16 protein-coding genes are annotated in these 14617 nt (G+C 70.8%); 14 read left to right on the top strand and 2 right to left on the bottom strand.

Annotated features, from left to right (window positions below):
- Window positions 1-101: 101 nt before the first annotated feature.
- Window positions 102-1103: a tRNA lysidine(34) synthetase TilS gene (gene tilS, locus ACLQ2Q_RS16480; protein ID WP_425821832.1), complete on the top strand. Its 1002-nt coding sequence runs from the start codon at window positions 102-104 to the stop codon at window positions 1101-1103.
- 207 nt (window positions 1104-1310) lie between these two features.
- Here the strand turns inward: tilS and ACLQ2Q_RS16475 are convergent, their stop codons facing one another.
- Complete coding sequence (locus ACLQ2Q_RS16475; protein WP_425821830.1) at window positions 1311-1868, bottom strand: DUF937 domain-containing protein; 558 nt, start codon at window positions 1866-1868, stop codon at window positions 1311-1313.
- 168 nt (window positions 1869-2036) lie between these two features.
- On the opposite strand from ACLQ2Q_RS16475, the gene hpt reads away from it, so the two are divergent.
- The 12 genes from hpt (at window position 2037) to lysS (ending at window position 13117) form a co-directional block, all read left to right on the top strand.
- Window positions 2037-2588 (top strand): hypoxanthine phosphoribosyltransferase, encoded by a 552-nt coding sequence (hpt, locus tag ACLQ2Q_RS16470; protein ID WP_425821828.1) that lies wholly within the window; start codon window positions 2037-2039, stop codon window positions 2586-2588.
- A gap of 148 nt (window positions 2589-2736) precedes the next feature.
- Complete coding sequence (ftsH, locus tag ACLQ2Q_RS16465) at window positions 2737-4743, top strand: ATP-dependent zinc metalloprotease FtsH (RefSeq protein WP_425821826.1); 2007 nt, start codon at window positions 2737-2739, stop codon at window positions 4741-4743.
- 23 nt (window positions 4744-4766) lie between these two features.
- On the top strand, window positions 4767-5354 hold the full coding sequence (gene folE, locus ACLQ2Q_RS16460) for a GTP cyclohydrolase I (protein ID WP_425821824.1): 588 nt from the start codon (window positions 4767-4769) through the stop codon (window positions 5352-5354).
- Window positions 5355-5380: 26 nt separating this feature from the next.
- The gene (gene folP, locus ACLQ2Q_RS16455; RefSeq protein ID WP_425821822.1) at window positions 5381-6193 is read left to right on the top strand and encodes a dihydropteroate synthase; all 813 of its coding nucleotides are present in this window, start codon (window positions 5381-5383) and stop codon (window positions 6191-6193) included.
- Complete coding sequence (gene folB, locus ACLQ2Q_RS16450; RefSeq protein ID WP_425821820.1) at window positions 6180-6548, top strand: dihydroneopterin aldolase; 369 nt, start codon at window positions 6180-6182, stop codon at window positions 6546-6548. The genes folP and folB overlap by 14 nt, the downstream gene beginning before the upstream one ends.
- Window positions 6545-7105 carry a 2-amino-4-hydroxy-6-hydroxymethyldihydropteridine diphosphokinase gene (gene folK, locus ACLQ2Q_RS16445; protein ID WP_425821818.1) on the top strand — a complete coding sequence of 187 codons (561 nt, stop codon included), beginning with the start codon at window positions 6545-6547 and terminating at the stop codon, window positions 7103-7105. The genes folB and folK overlap by 4 nt, the downstream gene beginning before the upstream one ends.
- On the top strand, window positions 7102-7596 hold the full coding sequence (locus tag ACLQ2Q_RS16440; protein ID WP_425821816.1) for a DUF3180 domain-containing protein: 495 nt from the start codon (window positions 7102-7104) through the stop codon (window positions 7594-7596). Before folK ends, ACLQ2Q_RS16440 begins: the two co-directional genes overlap by 4 nt.
- Window positions 7541-8176 carry a PH domain-containing protein gene (locus ACLQ2Q_RS16435; RefSeq protein WP_425821814.1) on the top strand — a complete coding sequence of 212 codons (636 nt, stop codon included), beginning with the start codon at window positions 7541-7543 and terminating at the stop codon, window positions 8174-8176. Before ACLQ2Q_RS16440 ends, ACLQ2Q_RS16435 begins: the two co-directional genes overlap by 56 nt.
- Window positions 8173-9792 carry a PH domain-containing protein gene (locus tag ACLQ2Q_RS16430; RefSeq protein ID WP_425821812.1) on the top strand — a complete coding sequence of 540 codons (1620 nt, stop codon included), beginning with the start codon at window positions 8173-8175 and terminating at the stop codon, window positions 9790-9792. The genes ACLQ2Q_RS16435 and ACLQ2Q_RS16430 overlap by 4 nt, the downstream gene beginning before the upstream one ends.
- Window positions 9789-10511 carry a DUF2520 domain-containing protein gene (locus ACLQ2Q_RS16425; RefSeq protein ID WP_425821810.1) on the top strand — a complete coding sequence of 241 codons (723 nt, stop codon included), beginning with the start codon at window positions 9789-9791 and terminating at the stop codon, window positions 10509-10511. The genes ACLQ2Q_RS16430 and ACLQ2Q_RS16425 overlap by 4 nt, the downstream gene beginning before the upstream one ends.
- On the top strand, window positions 10508-11461 hold the full coding sequence (panC, locus tag ACLQ2Q_RS16420; RefSeq protein ID WP_425821808.1) for a pantoate--beta-alanine ligase: 954 nt from the start codon (window positions 10508-10510) through the stop codon (window positions 11459-11461). Before ACLQ2Q_RS16425 ends, panC begins: the two co-directional genes overlap by 4 nt.
- Before the next feature lie 93 nt (window positions 11462-11554).
- A complete protein-coding gene (lysS, locus tag ACLQ2Q_RS16415) occupies window positions 11555-13117 on the top strand; it encodes a lysine--tRNA ligase (RefSeq protein ID WP_425821806.1) in 1563 nt (520 codons plus the stop codon).
- On the opposite strand, the gene ACLQ2Q_RS16410 is transcribed toward lysS, so the two are convergent.
- A complete protein-coding gene (locus tag ACLQ2Q_RS16410; protein WP_425821804.1) occupies window positions 13118-14248 on the bottom strand; it encodes a DUF4192 family protein in 1131 nt (376 codons plus the stop codon). It lies immediately after the preceding gene.
- Between the two features lie 180 nt (window positions 14249-14428).
- Here ACLQ2Q_RS16410 and ACLQ2Q_RS16405 point away from each other — a divergent pair, with 180 nt between their 5' ends.
- Entirely contained in the window at window positions 14429-14617 is a 189-nt protein-coding gene (locus ACLQ2Q_RS16405; RefSeq protein ID WP_425821802.1) for a hypothetical protein, read from the top strand.

Genomic DNA, 14617 nt, shown 5'->3' with positions numbered 1-14617 from the left:
TGCCGGATTCAGGCTGCGGTGGCCGACGGCCGTCCGTCGGCGGTGCTGGAGACGTCATCCGCACCAACCAGCCTGACTGCGGTACGGGTGACGCGGCTAACGTGGGGGCGGTGAGCCCCGATCGCCCGCTGTCGCCCGCCGTCGCCGAGGTGCGACTCGCGGTTCGGCGCGCGCTCGCGCCCCTCGTGGAGCCCGGTGCGGCCACCGTCGTCGTGGCGCTGAGCGGCGGCGCCGACTCCCTTGCACTCGCGGCAGCGACCGCGTTCGAGGCGGCCAAGCTCGGCATCCGCGCCGTCGCCGGCGTCGTCGATCACGGCCTCCAGTCTGGGTCTGCGGAGGCCGCGGCCCGCGCGGTCGCGGCCGCCGAGCGACTCGGGCTCGAGGCACGGGTACTGCGGGTCGACGTCGAGCGCGACCACTCGGATGGCCCCGAGGCCGCCGCGCGCGAAACGCGCTACGCCGCGCTGGAGAAGCTCGCGGACGAGCTCGGCGCCCCGTGCATCCTGCTGGGCCACACCCTCGACGACCAGGCCGAGACAGTGCTGTTGGGGCTCGCCCGGGGCTCCGGCGCCGCCAGCCTGCAGGGCATGGCCGGCGTGTCAGGCCGCCGCATCCGTCCCCTGCTCGGCATTCGCCGCGCCACCACGCGCGCCTTCTGCGCCGACAGCGGGCTCGACCCATGGGAGGACCCGCACAACGCCGACCCGCGATTCGCGCGCGTGCGCGTCCGCACGTCCGTGCTTCCCGTGCTCGAGGCGGAGCTCGGCCCCGGCGTCGCCGAGGCGCTGGCGCGCACGGCCGAACAGCTGAGGGAGGACGCCGAAGCCTTCGCGGAGATGATCGATGAGACGATCGAGGACATCGTCGAGCACGCCGAGGCCGGCATCTCGGTGTCGGCGGCCGCGCTGGCGGCGAACCCCGCGGCGCTGCGCAACCGGATCATCCGGCACGTGGTCGCCAGCGAGTTCGGCACCAGCCTGACCCGTGCCCAGACGCTTCAGGTCGCGCGGCTCGTCACGGACTGGTCGGGCCAGGGGCCGATCGATCTGCCGGGATGCCGCGCGCGCCGCGCGGGCGGGCGAATAGTCTTCGAGGCCGCCTGACCCGCGCCGGTCGGCGCCGGTTCAACGAAGGGTCGGCGCCTCGACAAGCTCGGCGACCGGGAAGGGTCCGCTCGGCGACCGGAACCGGACCCCTCAATCAGCCCGGCGAATTACCCGGTCCCTGAGCCTGTCGAAGGGTCGGCGCCTCGACAAGCTCGGCGACCGGGAAGGGTCCGCTCGGCGACCGGTCCACCGCGAACGGGTCGTCTACTTCTTGCCCCCGAGCAGTCCGCCGAGAAGTCCGCCGATATCGATGCCGCCCGGCGACCCGCCGCTGCCCGCACCGCCCGACGCTCCGCCGAGCAGTCCGCCGATGATGTCGCCGATGCCGCCGTCCCCGCCCGCAGAGCCGGCACCGCCCTTGCCCGCCCCGCCCTGCTTCTTCGCGAGCAGCCCGAGCACGATCGGCCCCAGGATCGGGAGCAGCTTGGCGAAGTCGATGCCCGCGGTCTTCGGCTCGGACGTCAGCTTCTGCGCGACCGCCTGCTGCTGGTCGCCGAAGATGTGCCCCAGGATCTTCTGTCCGTCGGCGGTGTCGACTCTGTCGACATCCACCTTTCCCTCGCCCAGCGTGTTCGAGTGCTTGCCGACCGCCTTGAGGATGGCCTTCGAGCCTTCCGGCGTCCCCGCATTGCGCTGCAACCCCGCGAGGATCGTGGCGCCGCCCTCCTCGATCGCCTGCCGTGCCACGCTCGGCTCGACCCCGAGCTTCGCGGCGATCTGATCCACCGGCAGTGATTTCAGGATGTCGTCGGTTCCGGCCATGATGCCCTCCATGCTGCGGGCGCGTTCGCCCCGCTCGGTGGCCACGCTATGCCCGCCGGGGCATGCGCGGCCAGGCCTTGCGAGCGCCCTGGTGCCTGGTGCATGGCGCTCCTCTGTGGGCTCCGCCCCACGCCCCCGGCTCGCTGACGCCCGCCCTAGACTCGTGCCATGCGCGCAGCGGACATTCCGGACGATCTGACCACCGTCCTCGTCACCGAGGAGGAGATTCAGGACAAGCTCCGGGAGTTGGCGGCTCGGGTCGCGACCGACTACGAGGGCAAGGACATGCTGCTCGTGGGGGTGCTGAAGGGCGCCGTCATGGTGATGGCGGACTTCGCCCGAGCGTTGCCGATGGTGGTTCCGATGGACTGGATGGCCGTCTCCTCGTACGGGACGGGAACCACCTCGAGCGGCGTCGTTCAGATCCGCAAGGACCTCGACACCGACCTGCACAACCGGCACGTGCTGATCGTGGAGGACATCATCGACTCGGGCCTGACGCTCAGCTGGCTGCTGAAGAACTTCGCCTCGCGGGGAGCGGCATCCGTCGAGGTGCTGGCGCTTCTTCGCAAGCCGGATGCCGCGAAGGTCCAGGTCGACGTGCGCTACGTCGGCTTCGACATCCCGACGGAGTTCGTCGTCGGCTACGGCCTCGACTACGCCGAGCGGTACCGGAACCTCCGCGACGTGGCGATCCTCGCGCCGCACATCTACTCCTAGCCGGGAGGCCGGCGACCGGCGTCGAGAGGGGACAAGGGGTACGCCGAGGGCGAATCCCCAGGCGGGGCACAACTTCGCCGCGCTAACCTGATTTCACGCCGGTACGCCGGTATGCCGAAAGAAGGGCTCGGGGGCTCGGCCCCACATCATGGACCTGAAGAAGATCACTCGCAACCCACTGATCTACGTGCTGCTGATCGGCGTGTTCCTCATCGTCGGTTTCTCGCTCATCTCCAGCCTCGGCGGAGCGAAGCAGATCTCCACGCAGGAGGGTCTCGAGCTGCTCGACGGCAGCACCGTCACCGAGGTGCTGAACACCGACGGCGACCAGCGCGTCGACATGAAGCTCTCCGAGCCGTACGAGGGCGCCACCGACGTGCAGTTCTACTACGTCACGGCGCGTGCGCCCGAGGTCGTGAACGCGATCAACGCGGCCGACCCGTCCGACGGCTTCAACGACGCGGTGCCGCAGCCGAACTGGTTCGACGGCCTGCTCTCGCTGATGCTTCCGCTGCTGCTGCTCGGCGTGCTCTTCTGGTTCCTGCTCTCCTCGGCCCAGGGCGGCGGCAGCAAGGTGATGCAGTTCGGCAAGTCGCGCGCGAAGCTCGTCAGCAAAGAGACTCCCACCGTGACGTTCCAGGATGTCGCCGGCGCCGACGAGGCGATCGAGGAGATGCAGGAGATCAAGGACTTCCTCAAGGACCCGACCAAGTTCCAGGCGGTCGGGGCCCGCATCCCGAAGGGCGTGCTGCTGTACGGCCCTCCCGGGACCGGCAAGACGCTCCTCGCCCGCGCGGTCGCCGGTGAGGCCGGTGTCCCGTTCTACTCGATCTCCGGCTCGGACTTCGTGGAGATGTTCGTCGGCGTCGGCGCGAGCCGCGTGCGCGACCTCTTCAACCAGGCCAAGGAATCCAGCCCGGCCATCATCTTCATCGACGAGATCGACGCCGTCGGCCGCCACCGCGGCGCCGGCATGGGCGGCGGTCATGACGAGCGCGAGCAGACGCTCAATCAGATGCTCGTCGAGATGGACGGCTTCGACCCCAAGGTCAACGTCATCGTCATCGCGGCGACCAACCGCCCCGACATCCTCGACCCGGCTCTGCTGCGTCCCGGCCGTTTCGACCGCCAGATCGGGGTGGACGCTCCCGACCTCAAGGGCCGCAAGCGCATCCTTGAGGTGCACGGACGCGGCAAGCCCCTCGCGGACGGCGTCGACCTCGAGGTGGTCGCCCGCAAGACGCCGGGCTTCACGGGTGCCGACCTGGCGAACGTGCTCAACGAGGCCGCGCTTCTGACGGCCCGCTCCAACGCCCAGCTCATCGACAACCGCGCCCTCGACGAGGCCATCGACCGCGTCATCGGCGGTCCCCAGCGCCGAACGCGTGTCATGAAGGACAAGGAGAAGCTCATCACCGCCTACCACGAGGGTGGGCACGCGCTCACGGCGGCGGCGATGAATCACACCGATCCCGTGACGAAGATCACGATCCTCCCTCGCGGCAAGGCGCTGGGCTACACCATGGTGCTGCCGCTGGATGACAAGTACTCCGTCACGCGCAACGAGCTGCAGGACCAGCTCGCCTACGCGATGGGCGGGCGCGTCGCCGAGGAGATCGTGTTCCACGACCCCACCACCGGTGCCTCCAACGACATCGAGAAGGCCACGGGCATCGCCCGCAAGATGGTCACCGAGTACGGGATGACGAACGACGTCGGTCCCGTGAAGCTCGGCTCGGCCAGCGGCGAGGTCTTCATGGGCCGCGACATGGGCCACGGTCGCGAGTTCTCCGAGGCGGTCGCCGAGCGCATCGACACCCAGGTGCGCGGGCTCATCGAGCTCGCGCACAACGAGGCGTACCAGGTGCTCAACGAGAACCGCGACCTGCTTGATCGGCTGGCCCTTGAGCTGCTCGAGAAGGAGACGCTCGACCACCTCGAGCTCGCCGAGCTGTTCAAGGACGTGCGCAAGCTGCCGCCGCGCCCGCAGTGGCTCTCGAGCAACGAGCGCCCCGTGTCGCTGCTGCCCCCCGTCGACGTGCCGCGCCGTGCCGAGCCCGCGGGTATCGCGGCGGACGTCGAGGCGGAGTCCGGGGTGACCGAGAAGGCGACGCGTCGCCGGCCCACCGGGCAGGCGCGCCCCGCGACCGCCTGAGACCCCGTGGCCTCCGATACCCCGTGACAGTCGACAAGCAGCGCGTCGCCGCGCTCGTGCGCGAGCTGCTCGTGGCCATCGGCGAGGACCCGGACAGGCCCGGGCTGAAGGTCACTCCCCAGCGCGTCGCAGACGCGTACGAGGAGTTCTTCGCCGGCATCGGGCAGGATGCCGCGGCGCCGCTGGCCCGCACGATCAGCGTCTCGCGCGGCCCGGCCCCCGATACGCTGCCGTCGGGTGCGGTGATGCTGCGTGATATCGCGTTCCGATCGGTCTGCGAGCACCACCTGCTGCCGTTCCTCGGCAAGGCGCACATCGCGTACCTCCCCGGCGAGCAGGTGGTGGGCCTCGGCGCCTTGCCCCGCGTCGTCGACGTGCTGGCCGCCCGTCCGCAGGTGCAGGAGCGCCTCGGCGAGCAGATCGCCGACGCGATCGCCGACTCGCTCGACACCCGCGGTGTGCTCGTGGTGCTGGAGGCCACCCACGAGTGCGTGACGATGCGCGGCAACCGGCAGCCGGAGGCATCAACCGTCACGATCGCGGCGCGCGGAGAGCTGGCGGATGCCGCGGCACGCGCCGAGCTGATCGCCCTGATGGGGGCGCACCGGTGATGACGGTGCGCGTCGGTCTCTGAGAAATGACGGCACTCATCATGGGAATCGTCAACGCGACGCCCGACTCCTTCAGTGACGGCGGTTCCTTCGACGGTCCCGCCGATGCGATCGCCCACGGGCGGCTGCTGCGGTCACAGGGCGCGTCGATCATCGACATCGGCGGCGAGTCGACCCGCCCGGGGGCGGAGCGCGTTCCCGTCGAGGTCGAGCTGCAGCGTGTGTTGCCGATCGTCGCGGCGCTCGCCGCCGACGAAGTGACCGTGAGCATCGACACGATGAACGCCCGCACGGCGCTCGCGGCGGTGGAAGCCGGCGCTTCGATCGTCAACGACGTCTCAGGGGGACTCGCGGATCCGGAACTGCTGGGCGCGGTCGCCGAAACCGGCGCCGACATCGTGCTGGGGCACTGGCGCGGCCCGTCCGCCGACATGTACGCGCGGGCAGAGTACGTTCAGATCGGCCGGGAGGTCGCCGGCGAGCTGCTCGAACGCGTGCAGGCGGCCCAGGCCGCCGGCATCCCACCGTCGCGCATCGTCGTCGATCCCGGAATCGGCTTCGCGAAGAACGCGGAACAGAACTGGGCCCTGCTCGAGAGCATCGGGGACATCGTCGCACTCGGACACCGCGTGCTGCTCGGCACGTCGCGCAAGCGCTTCCTTGGCGATGTGCTCGGGCCTGAGGCATCCATCGAGCGCCGGGACTTCGCCACCGCGGTGACGAGCGTGCTCGCCGACGCGGCGGGAGTGTGGGTGGTGCGGGTGCACGACGTGGCCTCGACGAGGGATGCGCTCGGCGTCGCGGGCGCATGGAAGAGTGGGGCCCGTGGACTTCCTTGACGAGATCACCGTGACCGGGCTGCGCGCCTTCGGCCGGCACGGCGTGTTCGATTTCGAGCGGCAGCAGGGGCAGGACTTTCTCGTCGACGTCACGATGCACGTGTCGACCCGGCGGGCGGCCGAGACGGATGACGTGGCCGACACGATCCACTACGGCGAGGTCTCGGAGCGTGTCGCGGCCATCGTGGGCGGCGAGCCCGTGAACCTCGTCGAGACGCTGGCGGAGCGGATCGCCGCCGACCTCCTGACGGACGAGCGCGTATTGCTGGCCGTCGTCACCGTGCACAAGCCGTCGGCGCCCATCGCGGTGCCCTTCACCGATGTCGCGGTCACCATCCGGCGGGGGAGGACATGAGCCGCGGCCTGACGCAGCCCGTCAGCGGAGGCCCCGAGCGCCGCCCGCACCCGGCGTCCGTCGCCGTCGTGGCCCTCGGCGCCAACCTCGGCGACCGTGAGCGCACGCTGGAGGAGGCCGTCCGCGACATCGCACGCCTGCCCCTCGTCGACGCCATCACGGTGTCGAAGAGCATCGAGTCGGTCGCCCTCACGCCGGAGGGCCCGGATGACCAGGCCCCGCCGTACCTCAACGCCGTCGCCCTGGTCACGACCCGCCTGGCGCCGACCGTGCTGCTGGCCCTGCTGCACCGCATCGAGGCCGCGCACGGTCGAGAGCGCCCCGCGCCTCGACGGGGGCAGCAGCCCACGTGGGCCGATCGCACCCTCGACCTCGACCTCATCGCCTACGGCGACGTGATCGCCGACACCCCGGAGCTCACGCTGCCTCACCCACGGGCCGCGGAGCGGGACTTCGTGCTCGGACCGTGGCTGGCGGTCGATCCCGACGCCGTGCTGCCCGGCGGCGGCAGGGTGGACGCGCTGCTCGAGAACCTCCGAGAAAGCCCGAACCGGTGAAGCGCACCGGTGCCGGCATCCTGAGCATCGCGGCGCTGATCGGCGTCGCCGCCGGGTTCCTGCTCGATCACGCGCTCACCGTCTCGGGGCGACCGACCTTCGTGCCGGCGCTCAGCCTTCCCATCATGCTGATCCTGCTCGGCGGCATCACGCTCGCGCTGGCGTGGCCGATCCGACAGGCGACCCGCAGCACCGCGGCGACGCCGGTCAACCCCTTCCGCGCGCTGCGCGTGGCGATCCTCGCCAAGGCGTCGAGCCTCGTCGGCGCGGGTGTCGCCGGCTTCGCCGTGGGTCTGGCCGGGTACCTGCTCACCCGCCCGATCGACCCGCCACTAGGCTCGTTGGCGACGATCATCGCGACCGCCGTGTGCGCTGCCGTGCTGGTGGGGGCCTCCTTGGTCGCCGAGCACTTCTGCACCCTCCCGAAGGACGATGATGACGAACACTCCGGATCTGACGCCGACCCCGGAGTCGAGCCGCAGCACCACTGAACCCGTCGGCGCCACCGAACCCGTCGGCGCCTCTGAACCCGTCGCCGGGCGCAGGTTGGACGAGGGCACGTTCACCGAGCTGCGCGAGCCGAAGGCGGAGGCCCGGCTCGCCCTCGCGGACGGGAAGTGGCACCAGATCTCGCCGAAGTACGTGTGGGTGCAGCTCATCTCCTCGGGCATCGGCCTGGCGGTGGTCGTGGCCGTGCTGCTTTTCCTGACCCAGGTCCTGCAGTGGACGTGGGCCTGGATCCCCGGCGGCATCTTCATCGCCATCCTCGTGTGGACCCTGGCGCTCGTTCCACGACAGGCGCGCGCCTACGGGTACCAGCTCCGAGAAGACGACCTCGTGTTCCGCCGCGGCATCCTGTGGCAGCGCCTGGTGGCGGTGCCCTACGGGCGGATGCAGCTCGTCGACATCACCCACGGTCCGCTCGACCGCGGCTTCGGCATCGCGCAGCTCAAGCTCGTCACCGCCGCGGCCGCGACGGGCGTCGTCATCCCCGGGCTGCCTCAGCAGACGGCGGAGGACCTTCGCGACCTGCTAATCGAGGTCGCCGAGACCCGCCGGACGGGGCTGTGAGCACCGTCCCGGACAGTGCCCATTCAGGCAGTGCCCGCCCAGACAAGGCGCCGCCCCAGGCATCCGTCCGCTCCCCCCTGAGCGACGGCGAGTGGCACCGGCTGCATCCCCTGACGCCGCTGTTCCGCGGCGGGTTCTTCCTCGTCGTCGTGGCCGGCATCGTCATCGCCAACCTGCGCGACCGCCTGATCGGCACGTTCCTTCCCTGGTTCCTCCCGGATGCGCCGTCGACCGAACAGTGGAGCTACGGCGATCCGCTGGACTGGATCTTCGAGCAGAACCTCATCCTCCTCGCTGCTCTCATCGTGCTCGGGGTCGTACTGCTGCTGATCGGCTGGTTCTACCTGTCGTGGCGCTGGCACACCTTCCGCATCACCGAGGACCGCGTCGAGGTGCGCAGCGGCAACCTGTTCCGCACGCAGCGCCGGGCACCGCTCGATCGCGTGCAGGGCGTCAACCTCACCCGTCCGCTCTTCGCCCGCCTGGTGGGGATGGCCAAGCTCGAGGTGGTCGGGGCCGGACTCGATGCCAACGTGAAGCTCGAGTACCTCTCGACGGCCAACGCGGAGGAGGTGCGAACCGATATCCTGCGGCTCGCCTCCGGCGCGCGCCTCGTGAGGTCCGGCCCGCCGGCAGAGGGGACGACGCAGCCGAGCGTCAGTCGGACGCACGCCGTCACCGCCACCGTGACCGACGGCATCAATGGGCTCATCGCCGGGCCGGAGTCGCCCTCGGAGGAGCCCGAGAGCGTCGTGAACATCCCCCCTGTGCGGCTCGTGCTCTCGCACCTGCTGAGCGGGTGGACCGTCTTCCTCATACTGCTCGTGATCGGCGTGGTCGTCGCGGCGTCGCTCGGTGCCACGTGGGCGCTGTTCAGCCTCGTGCCGGCGGTGATCGGCCTCGGCGCGTACTGGATCTCGAGCATCATCAAGGCGCTGCGCTATTCGATCGCCCCGACACCGGACGGCATCCGCATCACGTTCGGATTCTTCACGACGGTCACCGAGACCCTGCCTCCCGGTCGCGTGCACGCCGTCGAGGTCTCGCAGGACATCCTCTGGCGTCCGGCAGGGTGGTGGACGGTGCGCATCAACCGGCTCACGGGCCGGAGCTCGGCCGACACGACGACGGACCAGTTCACGACCGTGCTGCCGGTGGGCACCCGTGACGACGTCGAACGCGTGCTGCGCCTGCTGATGCCGGGCATCCCCGACGAGGAGTGGCCCCTCGTCTTCGAGCACGGCATCCTCGGTCCCGGTGGGGGCGACCCGTACACGAACACCCCTGGACGCGCCCGCATCCTGCGACCGCTGTCGTGGCGCCGCAACGGCTACCTCGTCTCTGCGCACGCCCTGCTGCTGCGCCGGGGCGTCATCTGGCGCAAGCTCGGCATCTTCCCGTTGGCGCGGCTGCAGAGCTTCTCGCTCAATCAGGGTCCCCTCGATCGGATGCTGCGCGTGGCCACCGGCCGGGTGCAGACGGTCTCCGGCCCGGTGTGGGGCACGCTCGCCGCGATCGACCGCGACGCGGCGCTGGCCCTGTTCGAGGACGCCGCACACGGGGCTGTGGCCGCCGCGTCGGTGGACCGGAGCCACAGATGGGGCGAGGAGCGATGAACCGGGACGGACGCCTGGGTGTCGGCATCATCGGCGCCGGCAGGGTCGGTCCGGTTCTGGGGGCCGCGCTCGGCGGAGCCGGGCACGCGATCACGGGCATCACGTCGGGCTCCGACGATGACAGGGCGTCGGCCGTGCTTCCCGGAGTGCCGGTGCTCGACGCGCTCGAGGTGGTGCGGCGCAGCGAGCTCGTGGTGCTCGCGGTGCCGCACGACGAGCTCGGCCCGCTCGTGGCGGGGCTCGCCGGCGTCGGTGCCTGGCAGCTGGGACAGCTGGTGATGCATACGGATGCCGCGTACGGCATCGAGGTTCTCCGCCCTGCCGCCGAGCGCGGCGCGATCCCCCTCGCCGTGCATCCGGCGATCTCATTCACCGGCACCAGCATCGACCTGCGACAGCTCGCCGCCGGCTATGCCGCGGTGACGGCCCCCGCAGCCGTGCTGCCCATCGCGCAGGCGCTCGCCGTCGAGCTCGGCTGCGAGCCCATCGTGATCGCCGAGGAGGACCGCCCGGCCTACGCCGAGGCGATCGGCATCGCCACCGCATTCTCGCGCACCATCGTGCAGCAGGCGACGGGGCTTCTGCGCGACATCGGTGTGGAGAACCCCGGCGGGTACCTGTCGGCCCTCGTGCGCTCGACGGTCGACCAGGCGCTGGTGGACGCGCCGCCCCGGCCCGGCGACGTGCCGCCTCTGGGCAACGCTACGATCGACCAATGATCAGCACCATCGAGGGGCTGCGCACCCGACTGGCCGAGGCACGGGGCGCGCGCCAGCAAGCCGGGGGTTTGGGGCGGAGCCCCATCGAGGGCGCGCGCCAGCAAGCCGGGGGTTTGGGGCGGAGCCCCATCGAGGATGCGCGCCAGATCTCCGACGCCAGCCCCCCGCCGACCGTCGCCCTCGTCTCCACCCTGGGCGCCATCCACGAGGGCCACCTCGACCTCATCCACCTCGCGAAGGAGCGCGCCGACATCGTCGTCGTGTCGATCTTCGTGAACCCGCTCCGGTTCCGCACCACCGCGGAGTTCGAGGCATACCCGCGCACCCCGGAGGACGACGAGCGGCTGCTCGACTCGCTCGGCGTGGATGTGATCTTCGCTCCGGATGCTGCGGAGATCCTGCCTCAGGGGAACCAGACGACGAAGATCGGTGCCGGCGATCTCGGTCTGCGGTACGAGGGGCGCTCGCGTCCCGGGTACTTCGATGGGCTGCTCACGGTCGAGGCGAAGCTGATGAACCTCGTGAATCCCGACATCGTGATCTACGGCGAGCGGGATCCCCAGCGGATCTTCCTCGTGCGCCGGATGATCCGCGACCTGTACTTCGACGCCGCCCTCGAGACGGTCGAGACGGTGCGCGGCGACGACGGGCTGCCGATCTCGACCCGGGTCGGGATGCTGGAGGAGCGCGACCTGGCTGCGGCGTCGAAGCTGCCGGCGGCGCTCGATGCCGCGGCATCCAATGCCGATCGAGGGGTCGATGCGTGCATCGCTGCAGCGCAGTCCTCGCTGATGGGTGAGCCGCGCATCAACCTCGAGTACCTGTCGGTCGTGGACCCCGCGTCCTTCCTTCCCGTCGACAGCGACCACAAGGGCCCGGCGCTCGCGCTCATCGCCGCATCGGTCGCCGGCCACCGCTTCATCGACAACGCGACGATCTACATCGGATAGCGCTCGGGTCTGGCCCTCCGGCCTCGGGGCGGCCTCGGTGAGGGTTCAGGAGGCCGCCGGTAGACTGGGCCCGACTTTCGAGGAGCCCGACCGATGACCGAAGTGACCGCCGCGACCGGCGCGCCGACACCCCGCACCGAGACCAGCAACGCGGACACCGCCGAGACTGCCGAGCTCGAGGACGTCTCGGAGCAGAAGACGGTCCGCCTCGCCAAGCGCGAGCGCTTGATGGCCGAGCGGGCGGATGCCGCGGGCGGCGCCTATCCCGTCGGCGTGCCCATCACCGACACCATCCCCGCGCTTCGCGAGCGCTTCGCCGACCTCGAGGCCGGCGCCGAGACCGGAGTTCCGGCGGCCGTCGCCGGGCGCGTCGTCTTCAGCCGCAACACCGGCAAGCTCTGCTTCGCGACGCTGCAGGCAGGAGACGGAAGCCGCATCCAGGCCATGGTGTCGCTGGCGGTCGCCGGCGAGGAGTCCCTGCAGGACTGGAAGGAGCTCGTCGACCTCGGAGACCACGTCTTCGTGCGAGGCCAGGTGATCTCGAGCCGCCGGGGGGAGCTTTCGGTCATGGTCGAGGAGTGGCGGATCGCCGCCAAGGCGATCCTGCCGCTGCCGAACATGTACACCGAGCTCAGCGAAGAGAGCCGGGTGCGCAGCCGCTACCTCGACCTGCTCGTGCGGGAGCGGGCCCGGGAGACGGTGCGCGCCCGCGCCAAGGTGAACGCCGCGCTTCGCCAGACCTTCGCGGACCGGGGCTACATCGAGGTGGAGACCCCGATGCTGCAGGTGCAGCACGGCGGCGCATCCGCCCGTCCGTTCGTCACGAGGTCGAACGCGTTCGATGCCGACCTGTACCTCCGCATCGCGCCGGAGCTCTTCCTCAAGCGCGCCGTGGTCGGCGGCCTCGACCGGGTGTTCGAGATCAACCGCAACTTCCGCAATGAGGGCGCCGACTCCACGCACAGCCCCGAGTTCGCGATGCTCGAGTCGTACGAGGCGTACTCGGACTACAACGGCATCGCCGACCTCACGCAGGACCTGGTCCAGAACGCGGCCCGCGCGGTCACCGGCTCGACCACGGTGACCTGGGCGGACGGCACCGAGTACGACCTTGGCGGAAACTGGGACCGGCTCTCGATGTACGGCTCTCTGTCCGAGGCGGCCGGCGCGCAGATCACTCCGCAGACGACCCTCGAGGAGCTGCGCGCCCTCGCGGCCCGCGAGGGGATCGAGGAGCCGCCGCTCGCGACGCACGGCAAGCTCGTCGAGGAGCTGTGGGAGCACTTCGTCAAGGGATCCCTGGTGCGCCCGACGTTCGTGATGGACTTCCCGCTCGACACCAGCCCGCTCGTGCGGGAGCACCGTTCGATCCCGGGCGTGGTCGAGAAGTGGGACCTGTACGTGCGTGGCTTCGAGCTGGCCACCGGATACTCCGAGCTGGTGGACCCCGTCGTGCAGCGCGAGCGCTTCACGGAGCAGGCGAAGCTGGTCGCCCGCGGCGACGTCGAGGCGATGCGCATCGACGAGGAGTTCATGAGGGCGCTCGAGTACGGGATGCCGCCGTCCGGCGGTCTCGGGATGGGCATCGATCGCCTGCTGATGGCGATCACCGGCCTCGGCATCCGGGAGACGATCCTCTTTCCGCTCGTCAAGTAGTCAGGGCAGCGGTCGCTCGAACGCCCACTCGGGCAGGTGCCCTGCGCCGATGAACGAGTCGACGATGCCGGCCAGCCCGTGGTCCGGGTCGATCTCCAGGGCGCGGGCCGTGTGCCAGTGCGCATACGTCGAACGCCCGAGCGCCCAGGCCAGCCAGGCGGCCGTTGCCAGCATCGCCGCCGCCGCATCGCGGGGGGCCGCGGCCGCGAGGCGCCGGGTGAGCGCGAGCGCCTTCTGCAGCCGCTCCGGTTCGGGTCGCGGTCCCTCGCCGAACATCACCAGCGCCAGGTCGTCGGGGTAGTCCTCGCCGTCCTCCCATCGGCGCTGCGCCTCCAGCGCATCATCGCCCGCAACGATGTCGCCCGCCCACTGCGAGAGGGCGACGTCGCGCAGGGAGGGTCGCGCGAGGCACCACATGAGCGTCCCGGCGTCGAATGGCGCGAGGTCTTCGACGTCCCACCGCAGCGCATCCTCGAACAGCATCGGGATGTCATCGAGCGAGCAGACCGCGGCGATGGCGCGCGGGTCGAGGTCGGCCATGCCGGCGCTGCCCGCGGACTCGCCGCAGACGATCCGCACGGCGGCGTCGATGGCGAGGAGGGCCCCGCCGACGCGTTCCTTCTCGGCGAGATCGGCGTGCGGCAGTTCGACCCCGGCCGCCTGGTCGCCCGACACGTCCCGCGGCTCGGGCACTGCGAGTTCTGCCGGCAGCTCGGAGCGTGAACGCCCGTCGGGCGGGCACTCCGGATCGAGGTACGAACCCCAGCCGTCGGCCGCGAGGCAGAGCGCGTCGCCGACGTGCAGGCCGCAGGCATCGGCGCGGCGGATGATCGCGCGCACCAGCTCGCCATGCACGATGTCGTCTTCGGCGCGGAACCGCTCGTCGGTGAACACGACGGGGGTCACGCCGTCGGCATCCGCGAGCTTGCAGACCATGCCGATGAAGGTCGCGGCGATGCGGTCGAGCTCGTCCCCGGCATCGGCCGGAGGCAGGTCGAAGCGCATGACGCCGATCGTGCGGCTGCCTCGGAAGGGGATGAGCGCGATGCTGTTGGTGGGCGTGTAGCCGGCGAGGTGCGGGACGAGGGCGAGGAAGTCGGCGGCGGTGGCGGCCTTGATGATCGTTGTCATCCCCCGAGCCTCGCTGGCCGTCGGGTGCCTGAGCCCGCCCTCCACAGCGCGCCCGCCGGCGAGGTGCGCGGAGGGGGCCTGGGGAGGGCTGAGCGAGCGGAGTCATCCACAATTCCGGTCCGCCGCGTGCAGCGCGGGAGTTCAGGGGAGGAGGGGGAGAACGCCGCGTACGATGGAGGGATGGACAGCTACTGGAGCGCGGTCGTGTGGTCGCTGCTGCCGACCCTCGTGGTCAGCGCGCTGTTCTTCTTCGTGCTGCGCGGCATCCTTCGCATGGACCGCACCGAGCGCCGCGTGTACTCGCAGATCGAGGCCGAAGAGCGGGCGAAGCGCGCCACCGCGCCGATCGCAGACGACTCCGCGGCGTGA

The sequence above is a fragment of the Microbacterium sp. DT81.1 genome, assembly GCF_049844955.1.
Taxonomy (GTDB): domain Bacteria; phylum Actinomycetota; class Actinomycetes; order Actinomycetales; family Microbacteriaceae; genus Microbacterium.
This window is presented reverse-complemented; position numbering and strand designations above follow the sequence as displayed.

Coding starts and splice junctions, on each gene's coding strand:
- ACLQ2Q_RS16475 (WP_425821830.1), bottom strand. CDS start 1,868: ATGGCCGGAACCGACGACATCCTGAAATCACTGCCGGTGGATCAGATC.
- hpt (WP_425821828.1), top strand. CDS start 2,037: ATGCGCGCAGCGGACATTCCGGACGATCTGACCACCGTCCTCGTCACC.
- ftsH (WP_425821826.1), top strand. CDS start 2,737: ATGGACCTGAAGAAGATCACTCGCAACCCACTGATCTACGTGCTGCTG.
- folP (WP_425821822.1), top strand. CDS start 5,381: ATGACGGCACTCATCATGGGAATCGTCAACGCGACGCCCGACTCCTTC.
- folK (WP_425821818.1), top strand. CDS start 6,545: ATGAGCCGCGGCCTGACGCAGCCCGTCAGCGGAGGCCCCGAGCGCCGC.
- ACLQ2Q_RS16435 (WP_425821814.1), top strand. CDS start 7,541: ATGACGAACACTCCGGATCTGACGCCGACCCCGGAGTCGAGCCGCAGC.
- ACLQ2Q_RS16425 (WP_425821810.1), top strand. CDS start 9,789: ATGAACCGGGACGGACGCCTGGGTGTCGGCATCATCGGCGCCGGCAGG.
- panC (WP_425821808.1), top strand. CDS start 10,508: ATGATCAGCACCATCGAGGGGCTGCGCACCCGACTGGCCGAGGCACGG.
- lysS (WP_425821806.1), top strand. CDS start 11,555: ATGACCGAAGTGACCGCCGCGACCGGCGCGCCGACACCCCGCACCGAG.
- ACLQ2Q_RS16410 (WP_425821804.1), bottom strand. CDS start 14,248: ATGACAACGATCATCAAGGCCGCCACCGCCGCCGACTTCCTCGCCCTC.
- ACLQ2Q_RS16405 (WP_425821802.1), top strand. CDS start 14,429: ATGGACAGCTACTGGAGCGCGGTCGTGTGGTCGCTGCTGCCGACCCTC.